The organism is Affinibrenneria salicis (assembly GCF_008710095.1).
In genome coordinates this window covers 388,396-407,291 of sequence record NZ_VYKJ01000004.1, presented here as the reverse complement: position 1 = coordinate 407,291, position 18,896 = coordinate 388,396, and the positions used below count along the sequence as shown (strand labels likewise).

The 18,896-nt window shown below is 53.1% G+C and carries 18 protein-coding genes and 1 pseudogene; 16 read left to right on the top strand and 3 right to left on the bottom strand.

Annotated features, from left to right (window positions below; translation table 11 throughout):
• Nucleotides 1-137: 137 nt before the first annotated feature.
• Entirely contained in the window at nt 138-956 is an 819-nt protein-coding gene (gene yiaJ / locus FJU30_RS11025) for an IclR family transcriptional regulator YiaJ (RefSeq protein ID WP_150434996.1), read from the bottom strand.
• A gap of 222 nt (nt 957-1,178) precedes the next feature.
• Here yiaJ and FJU30_RS11020 point away from each other — a divergent pair, with 222 nt between their 5' ends.
• From FJU30_RS11020 to araD, 14 genes are all read left to right on the top strand, one after another.
• Nucleotides 1,179-2,699, top strand: a complete 1,521-nt coding sequence (locus FJU30_RS11020; protein WP_150435046.1) for a sugar ABC transporter ATP-binding protein — start codon at nt 1,179-1,181, stop codon at nt 2,697-2,699.
• A gap of 14 nt (nt 2,700-2,713) precedes the next feature.
• Entirely contained in the window at nt 2,714-3,793 is a 1,080-nt protein-coding gene (locus tag FJU30_RS11015; RefSeq protein WP_150434995.1) for an ABC transporter permease, read from the top strand.
• Nucleotides 3,794-3,804: 11 nt separating this feature from the next.
• Nucleotides 3,805-4,914 carry an ABC transporter substrate-binding protein gene (locus tag FJU30_RS11010; RefSeq protein WP_150434994.1) on the top strand — a complete coding sequence of 370 codons (1,110 nt, stop codon included), beginning with the start codon at nt 3,805-3,807 and terminating at the stop codon, nt 4,912-4,914.
• On the top strand, nt 4,915-5,787 hold the full coding sequence (locus FJU30_RS11005) for an SMP-30/gluconolactonase/LRE family protein (RefSeq protein WP_150434993.1): 873 nt from the start codon (nt 4,915-4,917) through the stop codon (nt 5,785-5,787). It begins immediately after the preceding gene.
• Between the two features lie 115 nt (nt 5,788-5,902).
• Nucleotides 5,903-6,901, top strand: coding sequence for a 3-dehydro-L-gulonate 2-dehydrogenase (gene yiaK, locus FJU30_RS11000; RefSeq protein ID WP_150434992.1), 999 nt, complete (start codon nt 5,903-5,905; stop codon nt 6,899-6,901).
• An 11-nt stretch (nt 6,902-6,912) separates the two neighbouring features.
• On the top strand, nt 6,913-7,380 hold the full coding sequence (locus tag FJU30_RS10995; RefSeq protein ID WP_150434991.1) for a YhcH/YjgK/YiaL family protein: 468 nt from the start codon (nt 6,913-6,915) through the stop codon (nt 7,378-7,380).
• Nucleotides 7,381-7,405: 25 nt separating this feature from the next.
• On the top strand, nt 7,406-8,347 hold the full coding sequence (locus FJU30_RS10990) for a DUF4862 family protein (protein ID WP_150434990.1): 942 nt from the start codon (nt 7,406-7,408) through the stop codon (nt 8,345-8,347).
• A 114-nt stretch (nt 8,348-8,461) separates the two neighbouring features.
• Nucleotides 8,462-8,935 carry a 2,3-diketo-L-gulonate TRAP transporter small permease YiaM gene (yiaM, locus tag FJU30_RS10985; RefSeq protein WP_150434989.1) on the top strand — a complete coding sequence of 158 codons (474 nt, stop codon included), beginning with the start codon at nt 8,462-8,464 and terminating at the stop codon, nt 8,933-8,935.
• 2 nt (nt 8,936-8,937) lie between these two features.
• Entirely contained in the window at nt 8,938-10,215 is a 1,278-nt protein-coding gene (gene yiaN, locus FJU30_RS10980; protein WP_150434988.1) for a 2,3-diketo-L-gulonate TRAP transporter large permease YiaN, read from the top strand.
• Nucleotides 10,216-10,228: 13 nt separating this feature from the next.
• On the top strand, nt 10,229-11,215 hold the full coding sequence (yiaO, locus tag FJU30_RS10975; protein ID WP_150434987.1) for a 2,3-diketo-L-gulonate TRAP transporter substrate-binding protein YiaO: 987 nt from the start codon (nt 10,229-10,231) through the stop codon (nt 11,213-11,215).
• Between the two features lie 3 nt (nt 11,216-11,218).
• A complete protein-coding gene (locus FJU30_RS10970; protein ID WP_150434986.1) occupies nt 11,219-12,715 on the top strand; it encodes an FGGY-family carbohydrate kinase in 1,497 nt (498 codons plus the stop codon).
• Nucleotides 12,712-13,374, top strand: coding sequence for a 3-keto-L-gulonate-6-phosphate decarboxylase UlaD (gene ulaD, locus FJU30_RS10965; protein ID WP_150434985.1), 663 nt, complete (start codon nt 12,712-12,714; stop codon nt 13,372-13,374). The genes FJU30_RS10970 and ulaD overlap by 4 nt, the downstream gene beginning before the upstream one ends.
• Entirely contained in the window at nt 13,367-14,227 is an 861-nt protein-coding gene (locus tag FJU30_RS10960; RefSeq protein ID WP_150434984.1) for an L-ribulose-5-phosphate 3-epimerase, read from the top strand. Before ulaD ends, FJU30_RS10960 begins: the two co-directional genes overlap by 8 nt.
• Nucleotides 14,221-14,919, top strand: coding sequence for an L-ribulose-5-phosphate 4-epimerase (araD, locus tag FJU30_RS10955; RefSeq protein ID WP_150434983.1), 699 nt, complete (start codon nt 14,221-14,223; stop codon nt 14,917-14,919). Before FJU30_RS10960 ends, araD begins: the two co-directional genes overlap by 7 nt.
• Before the next feature lie 220 nt (nt 14,920-15,139).
• Here the strand turns inward: araD and FJU30_RS10950 are convergent.
• Nucleotides 15,140-15,375 (bottom strand): annotated as a pseudogene (locus FJU30_RS10950) (transposase); the annotation flags it as partial.
• 782 nt (nt 15,376-16,157) lie between these two features.
• A complete protein-coding gene (locus FJU30_RS10945; RefSeq protein ID WP_150434982.1) occupies nt 16,158-17,021 on the bottom strand; it encodes a nuclear transport factor 2 family protein in 864 nt (287 codons plus the stop codon).
• A 96-nt stretch (nt 17,022-17,117) separates the two neighbouring features.
• Between FJU30_RS10945 and FJU30_RS10940 the strand changes: the two genes are divergently transcribed.
• Entirely contained in the window at nt 17,118-17,711 is a 594-nt protein-coding gene (locus FJU30_RS10940) for a TetR/AcrR family transcriptional regulator (protein WP_223881565.1), read from the top strand.
• A 521-nt stretch (nt 17,712-18,232) separates the two neighbouring features.
• Nucleotides 18,233-18,442, top strand: coding sequence for a hypothetical protein (locus FJU30_RS10935; RefSeq protein ID WP_150434981.1), 210 nt, complete (start codon nt 18,233-18,235; stop codon nt 18,440-18,442).
• The last annotated feature ends 454 nt before the right edge of the window (nt 18,443-18,896 follow it).

Sequence of the window (18,896 nt, the reverse complement as noted above, 5' to 3'; positions counted from 1 at the left end):
ATATATTTTAGAATTATATAGCATTATTTCAGTGCGCGAAACGCTGAGTTCAGTGGCGCCTTAATTAGTCGCGACCAGATCTGGCATTCCGTGCAGTTGTCTTCAGAAAATGACACGCGCGCCAACGTCCATTTGCTTTAGTTTTCATGCACAGAAAAGCCCAGCTCGCGAGAAATCGCCTCTGCCGTATCGCGCAGCGGCTTGAGTAAATTCTTTTCACCCACCTGCTTAAGGCGCGATGTCGATAAGGAGATAGAGATAGCGTAAGAAACCCGTCGATGAATATCGAAAACGGGCACAGCCAGACAGGAAACGCCTAACTCGTTCTCTTCCCTGTCCCTCGCCATATTCCGTTCGCGGATTTGCGCCAGTTCATCATGCATCGCAGGCAGGCCAGTAATGGTATTGCGGGTCAACGGCTGAATAATATCCTGGTGGGTATTCCAGTAGCTCTCAACATAATCAGGATGGCCAAACGCCATGTAAATTTTACCCATTGCCGAGCAGTACAGCGGCATATGCTGGCCAATATAGGCGCGCGTGCGCAGCATGCCGGTGGTCGGTTCCAGCTTGTAAATCAGGATGGCGTGGTCATCTTCACGGCTGGAAAAGTTCACCGTCTCACCGGTTGCCAGATTGAGCGCCTCAAGGTGCGGTGCCGCAACATGAATAATATTCAGCGATGACAGAGCCTTTTGGCCGACGGCAATAAACTTTGTCGTCAGACGATAGCTCCCGGCCGCCGATGCTGGCGTCACGTATCCGCAAGATTGTAGCCCCTGCAGCAGCCGATGGACGGTGCTTTTATTCAGCCCCGCAAGTTCCGACAGGTGCGCCAGCGGGCAGCCGTTCGGGTAATTGCTGAGGATCTCAATCAGCATCAAACCGCGGAACAGGCTCTGACTTCCGGCTGGCCTCTCTTTATCTTGCGCTATTTTGCACTCTTTTGTGACCATCGCTTCCGTTCCCCTTTTTCGTCGCGCTCTGATGGTAGCGCAAAGTGTGTTTCAGTTCACGATCTCGATAGAAAATTTATAACAACTTGATTTGTTAATATTTTTTAAATCATGTGACAGATTGCTTTATCAAAAACCTACGGATATATTTGAAACAATGTTTCGCATATTGAAATTTAAAGGCCAATAAGTACTCCGAAACCGTGCCGGGAGATTATTATGATGACGGAAAAAACGGCCATATCCCCCCTGCTATCTATGCGTCATATTGTCAAACGCTTTGGCGGTAATGTCGCCGTTAATGATGTCAGCCTGGACATCCACCCTGGTAAAGTCGTTGCCTTGTTAGGTGAAAACGGTGCGGGAAAATCAACGCTTATCAAAATTCTGGCAGGAGTCTACTCACGCGATAGCGGTGAAATTAAATTTAACGGTGTACCTATCGACTCTGCCGCCGCAATTAAAAAAGGGAATCAGCAGCCGATCGCCTTTATTCATCAAGATTTAGGGCTGGTCGAGTGGATGACCGTCGCCGAAAACATGGCCATGGTGATGGGCTTTCCACGCCGCTTTGGCCTGATCGACTGGCAAATAACGCGTGAACAAGCCAAAGCGGCGCTGGAAGGGGTCGGTATCGATCTTGATCCTGACGATCGCGTTTTCGATCTATCGCGTACGGAAAAATCGCTACTGGCAATTGCACGCGCGGTTGCCGTTGAGGCCTCCGTTTTAGTCCTCGATGAACCCACCGCGTCACTCCCTGCCGATGACGTTCGCCACCTTTTTCGCGTCATGAACATACTGCGGGAGAAGCAGGTCGGTATGATTTACATCACCCACCGCCTGGATGAAGTCATGGAAATGGCCGACAGCGTCTGCGCCATGCGCGATGGTTGCTATGCAGGTGGGGGAGATATTGCCCATTACACATTGCGCGGTCTGGTGGAACTGATCGTTGGCGAAGCATTACGCGATAAGCAGCGTTTACCCCTGCCTGACAATACGGCCCCGATGCTGTTGAAACTGGAAAACGTCTGCGTCGGAGATACCGGCCCGGTATCTTTTTCCCTGCGCGCAGGTGAAATGGTCGCCCTTGCCGGGTTACGTGGCGCAGGCCAGGAAGAAATAGGTCGGTTACTCTTTGCCTGCCGCACCGCAAGCCATGGCGTAATTGAACTCTGCAATACGCCATACCACGCATCAACGCCAGGAGAAGCGATGTCGGCAGGCGTCTCCTTCGTTGCGGGCGATCGCCTTGGTGAAAGCCTGGTCCCCGGCATGATGGTGCGCGAAAATTTATTTCTTAATCCCTGCAAACACGGGCATTCAGCCTGGTCTCGCTATAACGAACAACAAGAAGCACCGCTGAGTTGGGAAAAAATAGACCAGTTCGACGTGCGCCCGGCACAAATCAATATTGAGGTGAGTGCCCTGTCGGGCGGGAATCAGCAAAAGGTCGTTATGGCGCGCTGGCTGTCATTAAATGCCCCTCTGCTGATTCTGGAAGATCCCTCTGCCGGAGTTGACGTTGGCGCCCGCGCTGAAATCTACGATTTACTTAATGCAGCCCTGGAAAAAGGTGTCGCCATTTTGGTTATCTCTAACGACCTGGAAGAGGTGGCGCATATCTGTAACCGCGCGCTGGTATTTAATCGCGGCAAAATTGTCGGTGAACTCATTAATCAGGACGTCACCTTCGCAAAATTACTGGAGCTTGCCTCCGGCAGCGGCACAACACATTAACCCGGGTGTGAATCATGGCTAAAACATCAGTGAAATCAACGGCTCTTGAATCTCGCATCTCATTACAAGAGCATGGTCTTTTACCGTGGCTGGGTCAGTTCTCAACCCGTTACGGACTACCGGTGATTTGTCTTTTACTAATTGCTCTGTTTTCTCTGGCAACGCCCTCTTTCGCGTCGTTATTAACGCTACAGGCTATTCTCGACAGTAAATCCAAAATAGCCCTGCTCGCGCTGGCCGCCACAATCCCAATGATTGTGGGCAAAATAGACCTGAACGTCGGTTTCGGTATCGTGCTCTGGCATATCCTCGCGATCACGCTGCAAGTGGAATACGGTTTTTCCTGGCCGATGGCGGTGCTCATGGTGCTGATACTTTCCGCACTCTATGGCTTACTGAACGGCATCCTGGTTGCTCTGGCAGATATCGACAGCTTTGTCGCAACGCTCGGATCCGGAACGGTACTTTACGCCATTGCGCTTTGGCACTCTGGCGGGCGGCAAATCGTCGGCGATCTTCCTGATGCGTTTATTGCCCTTCATCACACAGATGTGTTTGGTATCCCAATTGTCGCGTTTTATGTGCTGTTCACTGCCATTGTGTTGTGGATCGTCACGGAACACACCCCTATTGGGCGATGCATGTACGCCGTAGGCGGTAACCCTGTCGCCGCGGCGCTCAATGGAATTGCCGTTAACCGTTACACCATCGGGGCATTCATTACCTCCAGTACGCTCACCGGATTCACCGGGGTGATCATTGCCGCCGAACAGGGTGTCGGGCAAGCCAGCGTTGGGATGGACTATCTGCTTCCTGCTTTGGTCGGTGCCTTTCTTGGCAGCACAACCATTCGTCCTGGGCGCGTTAACGTCTGGGGAACCGTTGTCGGAATTGCCGTGCTGGCGATTGGCATCGCCGGTATTCAGCAATTTGGTGGCGCATTCTGGGTCGAGCCGCTGTTTAACGGCGCAACGCTACTCTTCTCCATCACGCTGGCAGGTTATGCGCAGCGCCGCCGCGCTCAGAGCAAAAAATTAATCCAGCGAGCACAACCGGGCCATGGATCCGCAGTTGGCGAAAAAATCACACACTGAAGGAACTGAAAATGAACAAAAAAATAGTTTCTTACCTCCTGGCGACGGGTCTGTTAATCACCTCCGGCGCAAGTCTTGCTGAAGACGCATTCGTTGAACAGGCCAAAGCCGCTATTGCCAAAGCGACCGCCCCAGTAACAGCGTGGGACGGGCCGACGCAGGGTCCGAAGCTGCAGCCGAATAAAAAGATCATTTTTATCGCTTCGGACATGAAAAATGGCGGCGTACTTGGCGTGAAAGAGGGCTTAGCCGAAGCCGCCAGTGCCACAGGCTGGTCACTGGATGTTCTGGATGGTGCGGGTTCAGTTAAAGACCAGCTGGCAGCGTTGAATCAGGCCATTGCCCGTAAACCTGATGGCATCGTCATCGGCGGATGGAACCCTAACGTAGCAAAAATCCCGCTGAAGAAAGCCGTTAAGGAAGGCATCATTCTTACCGCCTGGCACGCCGTACCTGCCCCCGGCCCGGTGCCTTCGTATAACATTTTCTACAATGTCACCTCTGATTCTAACGAGGTGTCACGCATGGCTGCGCTGTATGCCGTTGCGCACTCAAACGGCACAGCAAAAGTGCTGATCTTCACTGATTCCCTCTACCAAATCGCTCTGGATAAAGCGAATGCCATGAAAGAGGTCATCAACCAGTGTCACGATTGTAACGTCGTGGAGTTTATTGATACCCCGCTTGCCGATACGTCAAATCGTATGCCCGGCATGACCTATAGCCTGATACAAAAATATGGCAATGATTTTCAGTATTCGCTGGCAATAAACGACCTCTATTTTGACTTTATGGCGCCCGCGCTGCAAAGCACCAACAAAGGCAGCAAGGGTACGCCACCGTTCAACATCTCTGCCGGGGATGGCTCAGTTACCGCTTACCAGCGCGTACGGGATGACAGAAGCCAGGTTGCTACCGTACCCGAGCCCTTAAAACTGCATGGATGGCAATTACTGGATGAGTTCAACCGCGCATTTTCCGGGGAAAAACCGTCAGGCTATATCACCCCAGCGCATCTGGTAACCAAAGAGAACATTAATGCCGACGGTGGGCAGAAAAACGAATTTGACCCTGACAACGATTACCGCACGCATTACAAAGCGATATGGGGCGTGAAATAAATGACGACGTATACCTTACACTCCCCTGATGGCGTAGAGCGACTCTGCTCTCCCGCCATCTGGGCTGAAGGACCGGTGTGGCTCCCGGCGCAGCAGCGTCTGATTTTCAGCGATGTTAAAGGCAACCGGATGTTCAGTTGGGATGACCGGGATGGCGTCGGTCTGTTTCGCGCCGAGTCCCATTTTGCCAATGGGAATGCGCTTGATGGACGAGGTGGAATCATTACCTGTGAGCATGGTCGCCGTGGCATTAGTCGTACTGACGCCGATGGCACCTGCACGATGCTGGTCGATAAAATCGAAGGACGTCGATTTAATTCTCCCAACGATGTCGCTATCCGTCAGGATGGCTCGATTTGGTTCACCGACCCTCCCTATGGCATTACCAGCGACGAAGAAGGGTATCGCGCTGAAAGCCAGATCATTGGCTGTTATGTGTACCGATTTGATCCGGTTGGCGGGCAGATTACCATCGCCATTTGCGACACACAGCGACCAAACGGCATAGCCTTTTCACCCGACGATCGCTGGCTTTATATCGCCGATATGTCGGTGATTGATTTCCCGCAGCAGGGGCGACGCGAGCTACGTGCATATCGGCTGACGGGCGATAGCGCCCTGTTTTCACACGTTGTCGCCCAGATTACCCCCGGGATTCCGGACGGTTTTTGTGTCGACAAGGCGGGCAATATCTACTGCAGCTGTGAAAATGGCGTTCTGATCCTTTCACCACAAGGATCTCTGCTGGAAAAAATCGCCATTCCGGAGCGCGTCTCAAACTGCACCTTTGGTGGAAAGGACAATAATGAGCTGTACATTACGGCGACCACATCGCTGTATCGCGTAGCGATCAACACAGCTAAAGCACGGTAGTAAATCAGCAAAATGCGTGCCGACAGAGTTTCTGCCAGCATTTTTTTGCCCCTGAATAATATTTTTGGAGCCATGTTTCACTATGTGAAATAAAAAAATATAACGGAGACGACATATGTTACTCAGCTTTACAGACCTGAAAAATGAGTTTGCCCGCGTCCTCGCGGCCCGGGGCGTGAGGGCTGAAACGGCCGACGCCTGCGCGGAAATGTTCGCCCGCACCACCGAGTCAGGCGTCTATTCCCACGGTGTAAATCGCTTCCCACGCTTTATTCAGCAGTTGGAAAACGGCGACATCATTCCTGACGCACAGCCAGAACGCATCACCACGCTGGGTGCGATCGAGCAGTGGGATGCCCAACGTTCTATAGGCAACCTCACCGCCCAAAAGATGATGGATCGCGCCATCGAACTGGCTGCCGACCACGGTATTGGGCTTGTCGCGGTACGCAATGCTAATCACTGGATGCGCGGCGGCAGCTACGGCTGGCAGGCGGCAGAAAAAGGCTACATTGGCATTTGCTGGACCAACTCCATTGCGGTAATGCCGCCGTGGGGGTCTAAAGAGTGTCGCATCGGTACCAACCCGCTGATCGTCGCTATTCCGTCGACGCCGATCACCATGGTTGATATGTCGATGTCGATGTTCTCCTACGGCATGCTGGAAGTTAACCGTCTCGCGGGCCGTAAACTTCCGGTTGACGGAGGCTTTGACGACGACGGCAACTTAACCAAAGAACCTGGCGTGATTGAAAAAAACAGGCGCATTCTGCCGATGGGATACTGGAAAGGATCCGGTCTGTCTATCGTGCTGGACATGATAGCGACGCTACTCTCCGATGGCGCATCGGTTGCTGAGGTTACCGAAGATAACCGCGATGAATACGGGATCTCGCAGATTTTTATCGCTATCGAAGTTGATAAGTTGATTGATGGCACCACCCGCGACGCCAAACTGCAACGCATTATGGACTTTATCACCACCGCCGAACGCGCAGATGAAAACATAGCGATCCGCCTGCCCGGCCATGAATTCACTCGCTTGTTAGAGGAGAATCGTCGCAACGGTATCACCGTCGATGACAGCGTATGGGCGAAGATCAAAGCTCTGTAAGGAGAAACATCATGATTTTTGGTCATATTTCACAACCGAATCCCTGCCGATTTCCGGCAGCGATTGAAAAGGCGCTCGACTTCCTGCGTACCACTGATTTTCGAAAGCTGAAGCCGGGAGTGGTCGAGATTGAGGGGAAAACTATTTATGCCCAAATACTCGATCTCACGACTTGCCCCTATACGGAAATATTACCTGAAGTACATCGCCGGTATCTGGATATTCAGTTTATGGCATGGGGCGAGGAAAAAATTGGGCTGGCTATCGATACCGGCAATAACGAAATTAGCGAGTCGCTTCTGGAACAGCGCGACATTATTTACTATCGGGACAGTGAGCATGAATCATTTTTTGAAATGGTTCCCGGAAGCTACGCCATCTTTTTCCCTCAAGATGTGCATCGCCCCGGCTGTAATAAAACAAAAGCAACGGCAATAAGGAAAGTTGTGGTAAAAATAGCGCTAACTGCGCTGAATTAATCCAACTTCTATTCAGGAGCGGCAAATGAAAATGAATCATACCGGTTTTATAATCGGTGCGTATCCTTGTGCGCCCTCATTTCACCAGCAAGGCGAAAAACCGGAGATGGAATTTTGGCGGCAGCTTGCTGATACGCCGCAAATTCGCGGTCTGGAACAGCCCTGCCTGGAAAATATTCATCCCTATGGCGATGAATGGTTATTACGCAATACTCCAGCAGAGTGGCAAATTGTGGTTACCGCGATAATGGAAACCATGCGCCGCCGCGGAGGCAATGGCGGATTTGGTCTGGCATCTGCCGATGAAGAACAGCGTCGCGCGTGCATTGACTATTACCGTCACCTCCATAAAAAAATAAATAAAATTAACGAGTCGCATCCCGATAAAATTATTGCGCTTGAGCTTCAGGGAGCGCCGCAGGCGGGAAATACCAGCGTTGAACAGGCAAGCGATGCGTTTGCCCGATCCATTAAAGAGATTACCGCCTGGGAGTGGTCATGTGAACTGATGCTGGAACACTGTGACGCCATGACACAGACCGCTCCGCGTAAAGGTTTTTTGCCGTTAGAAAATGTACTGGAAACTCTGACTGGTTATGACATTGGTCTCTGTATTAACTGGGCGCGTTCAGCCATTGAAGGCCGGAATACATCGCTGCCGCTACAGCATGCGTTAATTGCCCAACGCGCAGGTAAATTGCGTGGGCTGATGTTCTCCGGCACCACGCAAACGGGGGATTACGGCGAATGGCAAGATCTTCACGCCCCCTTTGCTCCTTTCTGTTCAGAAAGCATCATGACGCTTGATCATGTGAAAGAATTATTGCATGTCGCGCCGCCATCCACATTACATTTTTCCGGTATTAAGCTGTTGGAAATAAATGCTAATGCTGATGTCCCGCATCGTATAGAGATATTACGCAATGGGATTTATGTTATGGAAACGGCGTATCAAGAGAGTTCTTAGCGTTGCTGTCTCACAGCATAATGTAGGTTTTAATTAAGACTAACCACCAGCCTGATGGGCTACAGGACAGATAATATTATTTCATTAACAGAATAATAGTCTGAAGGAATGCTAATGAAGAGAATACTCGAAGCCATTCTCGCGCTCATAATTGCAGTGCTATCCTGCATTGTTTTCATTAATATAATTTTACGCTATGGCTTTCACACCAGCATATTATCAGTAGATGAGTTATCTCGTTTCCTGTTCGTCTGGCTGACCTTTATTGGTGCGATAGTCGCTTTTATGGATGGCAGCCATGTGCAGGTTTCTTTTCTGGTCGAAAAACTCTCGCCGAATAATCAGCGACGCATGGCGATATTAACACACTCACTGGTCTTACTACTCTGCCTTGCGCTTGCGGTGGGGACCACGAAAAAAACGCTCCAGGACTGGAGCGATCTCTCCCCAATTCTGGGTTTACCGGTTGGTTTGATGTATGCCGCAACCCTCCCGACCAGTCTGGTTATCGCGCTGCTTGAAATTCGTCATTTATATCGCCTGATAACGCGCGCCACCCCAACCCAGCGGCCACCGCAAGGAGTCTAATCATGACCGTAGTGATATTTCTTGTCAGCTTGTTAGGCGCAATTGCGATTGGTGTGCCGATTGCGTGGTCACTGCTGCTGTGCGGCGTGGCGCTGATGTTCTGGATGGATATTTTTGACGTACAAATCCTCGCCCAGACGTTGGTTAATGGAGCGGACAGCTTTTCTCTGCTGGCGATTCCCTTTTTTATACTGGCCGGCGAGATAATGAACGCAGGCGGTTTATCGCAGCGCATTGTCGATCTCCCGATGAAACTGGTCGGGCATAGAGCCGGCGGCCTGGGTTATGTCGGCGTATTAGCCGCGATGATCATGGCGAGTCTTTCCGGCTCTGCGGTAGCGGATACCGCCGCCGTCGCTGCGCTACTGGTTCCCATGATGCGCCAGGCCAACTACCCGATAAACCGCGCCGCAGGACTTATCGGCGCAGGCGGGATTATTGCCGCCATCATTCCCCCATCCATCCCGTTAATTATCTTCGGCGTTTCCAGCGGCCTGTCTATCAGTAAGCTGTTTATGGCCGGAATAGCGCCGGGCATCATGATGGGCGTGACGTTAATGCTCACCTGGTGGTGGCAGGCCAGTCGGCTAAACCTTCCCCGCCAGCCAAAAGCTTCCATGCGCGAAGTCTGGCAGTCATTAAAATCCGGGATTTGGGCGCTATTCTTACCGGTGATTATTATTGGCGGTTTCCGTTCAGGCTTATTCACTCCAACGGAAGCCGGTGCAGTCGCAGCATTCTACGCGCTGTTTGTTGCCGTCGTTATCTATCGCGAAATGACCCTCGCTACGCTTTATCATGTTCTGGTTGCAGCAGCCAGAACCACCTCTGTCGTGATGTTTTTAGTTGCCGCCGCCGCCGTTTCCGCATGGCTTATTACCATCGCAGAACTTCCAATGATGGTTTCTGATTTGCTACAGCCGTTAGTGGATTCTCCGCGTCTGTTATTTATCGTCATTATGCTGGCTATTATGATGATAAGCACCGTAATGGACCTGACCCCAACTGTTTTAATTCTTACGCCGGTATTAATGCCGCTAGTCAGAGAAGCGGGAATAGACCCTATCTATTTCGGCATCATGTTTATTATCAACTGCTCTATTTCTCTTATTACCCCTCCCGTCGGTAACGTCCTCAACGTTATCTGCGGTGTCGCAAAACTCAAGTTTGATGATGCTGTAAAAGGCGTTGCGCCTTACGTCATGGTGTTGTTCATGCTCCTGGCCCTGTTTATTTTTATTCCGGAGCTTATTACCACTCCTCTCAAATGGATGAGCTAAAAAGGAAAATATAATGAAACTACGTTCTGTTACCTACACATTATTGATGGCAGGTCTGGTTACATTCAGTATGTCATCGCAGGCAGCACAAGCTTTACGTTTTGGTTATGAGACCTCACAAACGGACTCGCAGCATATTGCGGCGAAAAAGTTCAATGAACTCTTAAAAGAAAAAACCAATGGCGAATTGGTGTTAAAACTCTTTCCTGACAGTACGCTGGGTAATGCGCAGGCGATGATCAGCGGCGTACGCGGCGGCATGATTGACATGGAGATGTCCGGCTCAAATAACTTTGCCGGTCTGGCCTCCGTGATGAACCTGTTGGACGTTCCTTTCCTGTTCCGCGATACCGCGCACGCGCACAAAACGCTCGATGGCAAAGTCGGCGATGAGCTCAAAAAAGATCTCGAACCTAAGGGGCTAAAAGTGCTGGCCTACTGGGAAAACGGTTGGCGCGATGTCACCAATTCTCGTGCACCAGTGAAAACACCAGCCGATTTGAAAGGATTAAAAATCCGTACCAATAACAGCCCAATGAATATTGCCGCATTTAGAATATTCGGCGCTAACCCAATCCCGATGCCGTTTGCCGAAGTTTATACCGGCCTCGAAACCCGTACGATTGATGCGCAGGAACACCCTATCAACGTGGTATGGTCAGCGAAATTCTATGAAGTACAGAAATACCTGTCCCTCACTCACCACGCTTATTCGCCTCTGCTGGTGGTGATCAATAAATCTAAATTCGACTCCCTGAGCCCGAAAATCCAGCAAGCGCTGCTGAGTTCCGCCAAAGAAGCCGGTGACTACCAGCGCAAGCTGGTCGCCGAAGATCAGCAAAAAATTATCGATGGCATGAAAGAAGCTGGAGTTGAAGTCCTGACCGACATCGACCGTAAGGCCTTTAGTGACGCACTCGGTACTCAGGTGCGCGATATGTTCCTGAAAGACAATCAGCAGGGTGCCGACCTCCTGAAAGCCGTGGATGAGGTGCAATAAAAGATGAGCGACTACTGGCTGGGGTTAGATTGCGGTGGGAGTTGGCTAAAGGCCGGATTGTACGATGGCGAAGGCCGGGAAGTGGGTGTGCAACGCCTGCCGCTGCACGCTTTAAGCCCGCAGCCAGGCTGGGTTGAACGCGATATGACCGAACTGTGGCAACAGTGCGGCTCGGTTATCAATGGACTGCTGGCGCACACGGGGGTGAACGGTTCACAAATCCGTGGTCTGGGTATTTCGGCTCAGGGAAAAGGCCTGTTTCTGTTAGATAAAAGCGATCGGCCTTTAGGCAAGGCGATGCTCTCTTCCGATCGCCGCGCCATGGAAATTGTCCAGCGCTGGCAAAAAGAGGCGCTTCCCCAAAAGCTTTACCCGCTGACCCGACAAACGCTTTGGACCGGGCATCCGGTCTCCCTTTTACGCTGGATTAAAGACAATGAGCCGCAGCGCTACGCGCAAATAGGCTGCGTAATGATGACGCATGATTATCTGCGCTGGCGCTTAACTGGTGTGAAAGGCTGCGAAGAGAGCAACATCTCCGAATCCAACCTCTACAACATGAACACGGGCCAGTACGACCCGCGCCTGACCCAATGGCTGGGTATCAGTGAAATCGATGGCGCGCTGCCCCCCGTTGTGGGTTCCGCTGAAATATGCGGGGAGATTACCGCTCAGGCAGCCGCCATAACCGGTCTGACGGCGGGTACCCCCGTCGTCGGCGGCCTGTTTGATGTGGTTTCCACCGCCCTCTGCGCCGGCATTAAGGATGAATCTACTCTCAATGCGGTGATGGGTACCTGGGCCGTCACCAGCGGTATCGCCCACGGTTTGCGCGAGCATGAGGCCCATCCTTATGTCTATGGCCGCTACGTCAATGACGGACAGTATATCGTTCACGAAGCCAGCCCGACCTCTTCCGGCAATCTCGAATGGTTTACCGCCCAGTGGGGTGCGCTCTCTTTCGATGAGATTAACCGGGCGGTCGCCAGCCTGCCGAAAGCCGGTAGCGACCTCTTTTTTCTCCCGTTTCTCTACGGCAGCAATGCCGGGCTGGAGATGACCTGCGGTTTTTACGGTATGCAGGCGCTGCACGCTCGCGCGCACCTGCTGCAGGCGGTTTATGAAGGCGTTGTCTTCAGCCATATGACCCATATCAACCGCATGCGTGAACGTTTTACCGATGTTCACGCCCTGCGCGTCACCGGCGGTCCAGCGCACTCCGACGTCTGGATGCAGATGCTGGCGGACGTCAGCGGCTTACGCATCGAGCTGCCGCAGGTGGAGGAAACCGGCTGCTTTGGCGCGGCCCTCGCGGCTCGCGTCGGCACCGGCATATACCGTAGCTTTAGCGAAGCCCAGCGCGCCCTGGAGCACCCGATGCGCACGCTGTTGCCAGATATAACCGCACACGCGCTCTATCAGCACAAATACAGCCATTACCAGCATTTGATTACCGCACTACAGGGCTACCACGCCCGCATTAAGGAGCACACGTTATGAGCCGTCCCCTACTGCAACTGGCGCTCGACCACACCCATCTTCAGATGGCGCAGCGTGATGTTGCCCTGCTACAGGACCACGTCGATATCGTTGAGGCTGGCACCATCCTCTGTTTAATCGAAGGCCTGAGCGCGGTGAAAGCCCTGCGCGCCCAGTGCCCGGATAAAATCATCGTCGCCGACTGGAAGGTGGCCGATGCCGGTGAAACGCTGGCGCAACAGGCCTTTGGCGCTGGAGCCAACTGGATGACCATTATCTGCGCCGCGCCGCTCGCCACGGTCGAGAAAGGTCACGCCGTTGCGCAGGCCTGCGGCGGTGAAATTCAGATGGAGCTGTTCGGCAACTGGACGCTGGATGATGCCCGGGACTGGTATCGCACCGGCATTCGTCAGGCGATTTACCATCGCGGACGCGACGCGCAGGCCAGCGGGCAGCAGTGGGGCGAAGCGGATCTGGCGCGCATGAAAGCGCTGTCCGACATCGGCCTTGAGCTATCGATTACCGGCGGCATTACCCCGGCCGATCTGCCGCTGTTCAAAGATATCAACGTGAAAGCGTTTATCGCCGGACGCGCACTGGCAGGGGCCGCCCATCCGGTACAGGTCGCCGCCGAATTCCACGCACAAATTGACGCCATCTGGGGAAAACAGCATGCGTAATCATCCATTAGGTATTTATGAAAAAGCGCTGGCGAAGGATCTCAGCTGGCCGGAGCGGCTGGTGCTGGCAAAAAGCTGCGGTTTTGATTTTGTCGAGATGTCGGTGGACGAGACAGATGAACGTCTTTCACGCCTGGAGTGGACGTCGGCCCAGCGCGCCTCACTGGTCGCCGTGATGCTGGAAAGCGGCGTCGCCATCCCGTCAATGTGCCTCTCCGCCCATCGCCGTTTCCCTTTTGGCAGCCGCGACGAGGCGGTACGCGAGCGGGCACGTGAGATCATGACCAAAGCCATCCGCCTGGCGCGCGATCTGGGGATCCGCACCATCCAGCTGGCAGGTTACGATGTCTATTACGAAGAGCATGACGAAGGCACCCGACAGCGTTTTGCCGAAGGGCTGGCCTGGGCGGTAGAACAAGCGGCTGCCGCCCAGGTGATGCTGGCGGTGGAGATCATGGACACCGCCTTTATGAACTCCATCAGCAAATGGAAAAAGTGGGACGAGATGCTTTCGTCACCGTGGTTCACCGTCTATCCGGACGTCGGCAACCTCAGCGCCTGGGGGAACGACGTGACCGCCGAACTGAAGCTGGGCATCGATCGTATCGCCGCTATCCACCTGAAAGACACGCTGCCGGTGACCGACGATAGCCCCGGTCAGTTCCGCGACGTGCCGTTCGGCGAAGGATGCGTCGATTTTGTCGGCATTTTTAAGACGCTGCATAAGCTGAACTATCGCGGTTCATTTCTGATTGAGATGTGGACGGAGAAAGCCAGCGAACCGGTGCTGGAAATTATCCTGGCGCGACGCTGGATTGAATCACGGATGCAGGAAGGAGGTTTCACATGTTAGAGCAACTGAAAGCCGAGGTGCTGACCGCAAACCTGGCGCTCCCGGCACATCAACTGGTGACGTTTACCTGGGGCAACGTCAGCGCGGTCGATGAAACACGCCGCCTGATGGTCATTAAGCCTTCCGGCGTCGAATATGAGGTGATGACCGCCGACGATATGGTGGTGGTAGAGGTAGCCAGCGGTAAGGTCATTGAAGGCAACAAAAAACCGTCGTCCGATACGGCGACCCATCTGGCGCTCTATCGTCGCTATCCGCAGATCGGCGGGATCGTGCATACCCATTCCCGCCATGCGACGATCTGGTCCCAGGCCGGGCTCGATCTCCCCGCCTGGGGCACCACCCACGCCGACTATTTCTATGGCGCGATCCCCTGTACCCGGCTGATGACCGTTGAGGAAATTAACGGTGAGTATGAGTATCAGACCGGCGAAGTGATTATTAACACCTTTGAAGAGCGCGGTCTGGATCCGGCGCAAATCCCGGCGGTATTAGTTCATTCGCACGGCCCGTTTGCCTGGGGTAAAGACGCCGCCGATGCCGTACATAACGCCGTGGTCCTTGAGGAGTGCGCCTATATGGGGCTGTTCTCGCGCCAGCTGGCCCCGCAGCTGCCGGATATGCAGTCTGAACTGCTCGATAAACACTATCTGCGTAAACACGGCGCGAATGCCTATTACGGGCAAAACTGACGCCCGGCGGGACGTTGGCGCACGGCTGGCTAAGTTGTGCAGAATACAGACTCATGCCGCATAAACATAACGCCGGAAAGCGTCACCAACTGGCCGGCGGATGAAAATGGCCTTAAACAACGCGGTAGCCCGACGCTCTGGCTCCCCCTGGAGGCCATTGCACAGAGGGAGGCGGCTGCCGGCACGAGAGCGTTCATAATTCTGTGTCACGTTAAACAGACTACAGCGTCATCACAGTATTCAGTCGCCCTTCAAAATAACTGACTAACCGGGACAATGTCACATTCCCGCTCTGGATCGGCATTGTCCATTTCTCCTGTGCATTCATCAGCCCCAGATAAAGCAGCTTCAGGAGACTGTTTTCATTCGGGAAAGCACCTTTGTTTTGATCAGCTTGCTGAACTGGCGATGCACCGATTCGATAGCATTTGTGGTGTAAATGACCTTGCGGATATATGTAGCCGGGAGGCGAGACATGAAAGGCGTATATGGCCTCATTCCACACCGTAAGCCCGGCGCCTGGGATGTTGTATCCGGTTGTCCAACGATGACACCCGCACCCAACAATGACCGGTTGTTCAGCGCAGCCCGGACCAAAAGCGTGCAGCTTTCTTGTTGAGCCAACCCTACCTCGACGGAGTGGCGGAGATGGAAATCCAAATCCTGCTGCGCAAGGAATCTCTGGACGATCAGCTCAAAATCCCGGCCAACGTGAACGTTTAATACAGAACCAACACGCTGGAACGGTTTCTTCATTGGCTCCTGACTAAATAGCTTCGCATAATAGCGCTACAGTGCAGGATATAACATCCCGCCAGTACCGTCCGCGCACGATGAGAAATGGCGCATCAATGTGCGATAAGTTATTTAGAAACAGACGACAATACTTACTCTGGATAAGATCGTCTAAACCGACCATTGCCTTACGGCTCTCATTGAGCCATATCCGCTACTGTGCATTTAGGCAAAGCTAAAGTTTTCCGCATGGCCTCAGGCGCCTGGTCGCTTGCAGCCGGTTACATCACTTTACCTGAAATCCCGCGACGAAGTCCGCGATCGCCCCGGCATGGCCGTCAGATCTTCAAGCTTCCCTGCAACCAGGTTGCGTATGTTTCCCCCGGTCTGCCAGACGCGTGAAGTCCTGCTCCAGCGAAAAGGCTGCGAGCGCGTCGTGGTGTCACGATCTGGACATGTCGATGACCAGCGCGCTGACACCTGACTTGCCCAGATGAGTCCGTTTAGACTCTCGGTCCCGACGCCGCGGCAGCTACGGCATGGCTGTCCTCCAGCAGGCGATAGCGGACGATCTTGCCGTCACGAACCGTCAGTACGAAAGCAAAGGAGGACGTGATAAGCCGGCCGGTGGCCTTGACCCGGGAGGCGAGTTCACCGACCGCCACCGCTTCATCGTCATCGGCAAGGATTCGCCGCACCTCGAATCGTTCCGGCGCGATCTGCGCGGCAAGTTCCGTGTGGAAAGCGCCCACCGCCTGGCGATCATGGCGCGGGCCGATCCACGGCACCGCCTCCAGGTCACCCGGGATGTCCCAGTCCACGTCTTCAGCAAACAGTTCGAGGATCCCTTCCAGCGCCTGCGGATCGTCCGGCGTATCCCACAGCGCCGCCCATCGTTCGAAGTAAAGTGAAACAATCTCGCGTGGCGTCGCGAAGGAAGCCCCGTCGTGATACAACGCCACACGCCGGCGGTCCTCGCTGGTGAAGTCGGGATCGACATAAATGAACGTTCTCTTGATCAGCGGTCCGTCAAACTCGAAAACATTGGCGAACCGCCCTTGCGAAATTTCGCCATCGGGCCACGCCCGCCCGTCCGCAGTTACCCCCCACTCACGGCCCTCCACGGCGATGCGATCGCCATCAACAGTGAAGACCAACCCATCAATATCATGGGTCAGTTTCGCCGCATCTCTGGCGATGCGCGCCGAAAAACGGGCAAGCGCAGACTTGCCTCGCATCACGCCAAACTTGGGGAAAAAGAACTCGACATCATCCGTGAATAAATCCAGCAGCGCGGAGGACTTCGCATCCACCTCGCGAAAGTAGCGGCGTACGGTTTCGATACGGCTTTCGGAAATATCAGACATCGCTTGCTCCATTTATGTAATAGAGATTACATTATTAGCATGTGCGCAAACCTCGTCAATAATTATGTAATCAGTTTTACAAAAAAAGGAAACCGTATGGCCCGTGGACGTCCCCGGAGCTTCGATCGCGATACCGCTCTGCAACGCGCGATGGATATTTTCTGGGCCAAAGGCTATGAAGCCGCCCAGCTTTCCGAACTAATGGCCGCAATCGGCATCAACCCGCCCAGTTTCTATGCCGCCTTCGGCTCCAAAGAAGCGCTGTACCGAGAGGCGCTCGATCTTTATCTTTCAACGGCCGGTTCGGCCAGCATGAAGGCGCTTGCCGAAACCGGGAACATACGCGATGTCATCAAGGCCATGCTGCTGGCAAGCCTGGACACTGCGCTGTCCAGCCCCTCTTCGGGAGGCTGTTTGGTCAGTCTGGGGTTAGTCAACTGCCAGGCACAGAACGCGTCCCTGCGCGATCACATGCGTGAACTGCGGCGCAGTACCTTACGCCTGATCCGCCAGCGACTGGAACGCGCGATCGCCGACGGCGAACTGCCAACCGATACCGACACAGACCGTCTCGCCACTTACTTTGCCGCGATTATCCAGGGCATTTCGCTCCAGGCGCAGGATGGCGCCGGGCGCGAGACGCTGCTCGGCATTGTTGAGACGTCGATGACTGTATTGAAGAATGGATAAAGCATAGGCCGCTGTCGTTTGATGTAACCTCGTCAAAGTTTTGGCGACGTTTCCGGCGGCGTATAGTGCACCTTGCCGTCGCCATAGAACCGTTTGCCAGTGGCTTCGATATATAGTGGCGCGCCGAATTTGGCCGCCTGAGTTGAGGCATTATGCTCGCCTCAACACCTTACAGGTGACCCCATAGCAAAGCCTTGTCTGCTGAATTTGAAGCCGAAGCGGCAAAACGGCTCCTCGATCAGAATGACCCCCATCGCGAAGCGGCTAAGGCGATGAACGTCAGCCTGTCGGCCATCAACCGCCGGGCTAAGTCGTTGTGTATGGCGCTTCGGGGGAAAACATCGCCGGGACGTCCTCTGATAGCCGAACACAGTGAACTCACTGAACTCACTGAACTCAGAGCAATGAGGAAGCGGACACGAGGCATTGATATGTAAAATTAAATTATAAAAAGACTACTGTAGATTCAATTGTTCAACGCAACATCCATGCTAACACACGGATTAGCGGAGAATTATTGAATGAAGCGTACATTTACGGCCATGGAAAACGAGTTTGTTTCCGATTTCTGGCATAACGGCATCGGCTACCGTGAGATGGCTAAAACCCCAGATTCGAAACCTGGCACTATTGTCACTATTTTTAGAGACATCGATAGCACAGGGCCTGACGTGCGCAAACCGACTTCAGCGCACTTAACATTGGCTGACGGGTCAATGTCGGAAGGATGAAAGCGAGGCTCATGTGCATATGCTGAAAATGGCTCTATGACGGAGGAAAATGCCGATGGATAAACTTTTACCCACTACGCAGGCCATTATCATGCCGGTTGATGAGTCAGCAGTCAGAATATCACCCGTATTTTTATCGCCATCCGGGAGAGTTATCCTATAACGCAGAAGGTGCATATAATCCTTAATGAGGCGAGTTATCACTGAGCGGAATTAATAAAAGAGCAGGCAATAGTGATGAATATTGACCTTTACCATTAACCGCCTTACAGCCCGAATCTGAGCCCGACAGAAAGATTCAGGAAGGTGATGAACAAAGATGTCAGAAATAATCTATACTCCATAACAGTAAAGGCATTCAGCGTAATTATAATTTTTAATATTGACAGCATAAAACCTCAGGGACATTGACTTCCTGTATTAATGACACATCCCATACGCTGAAACCTGCATC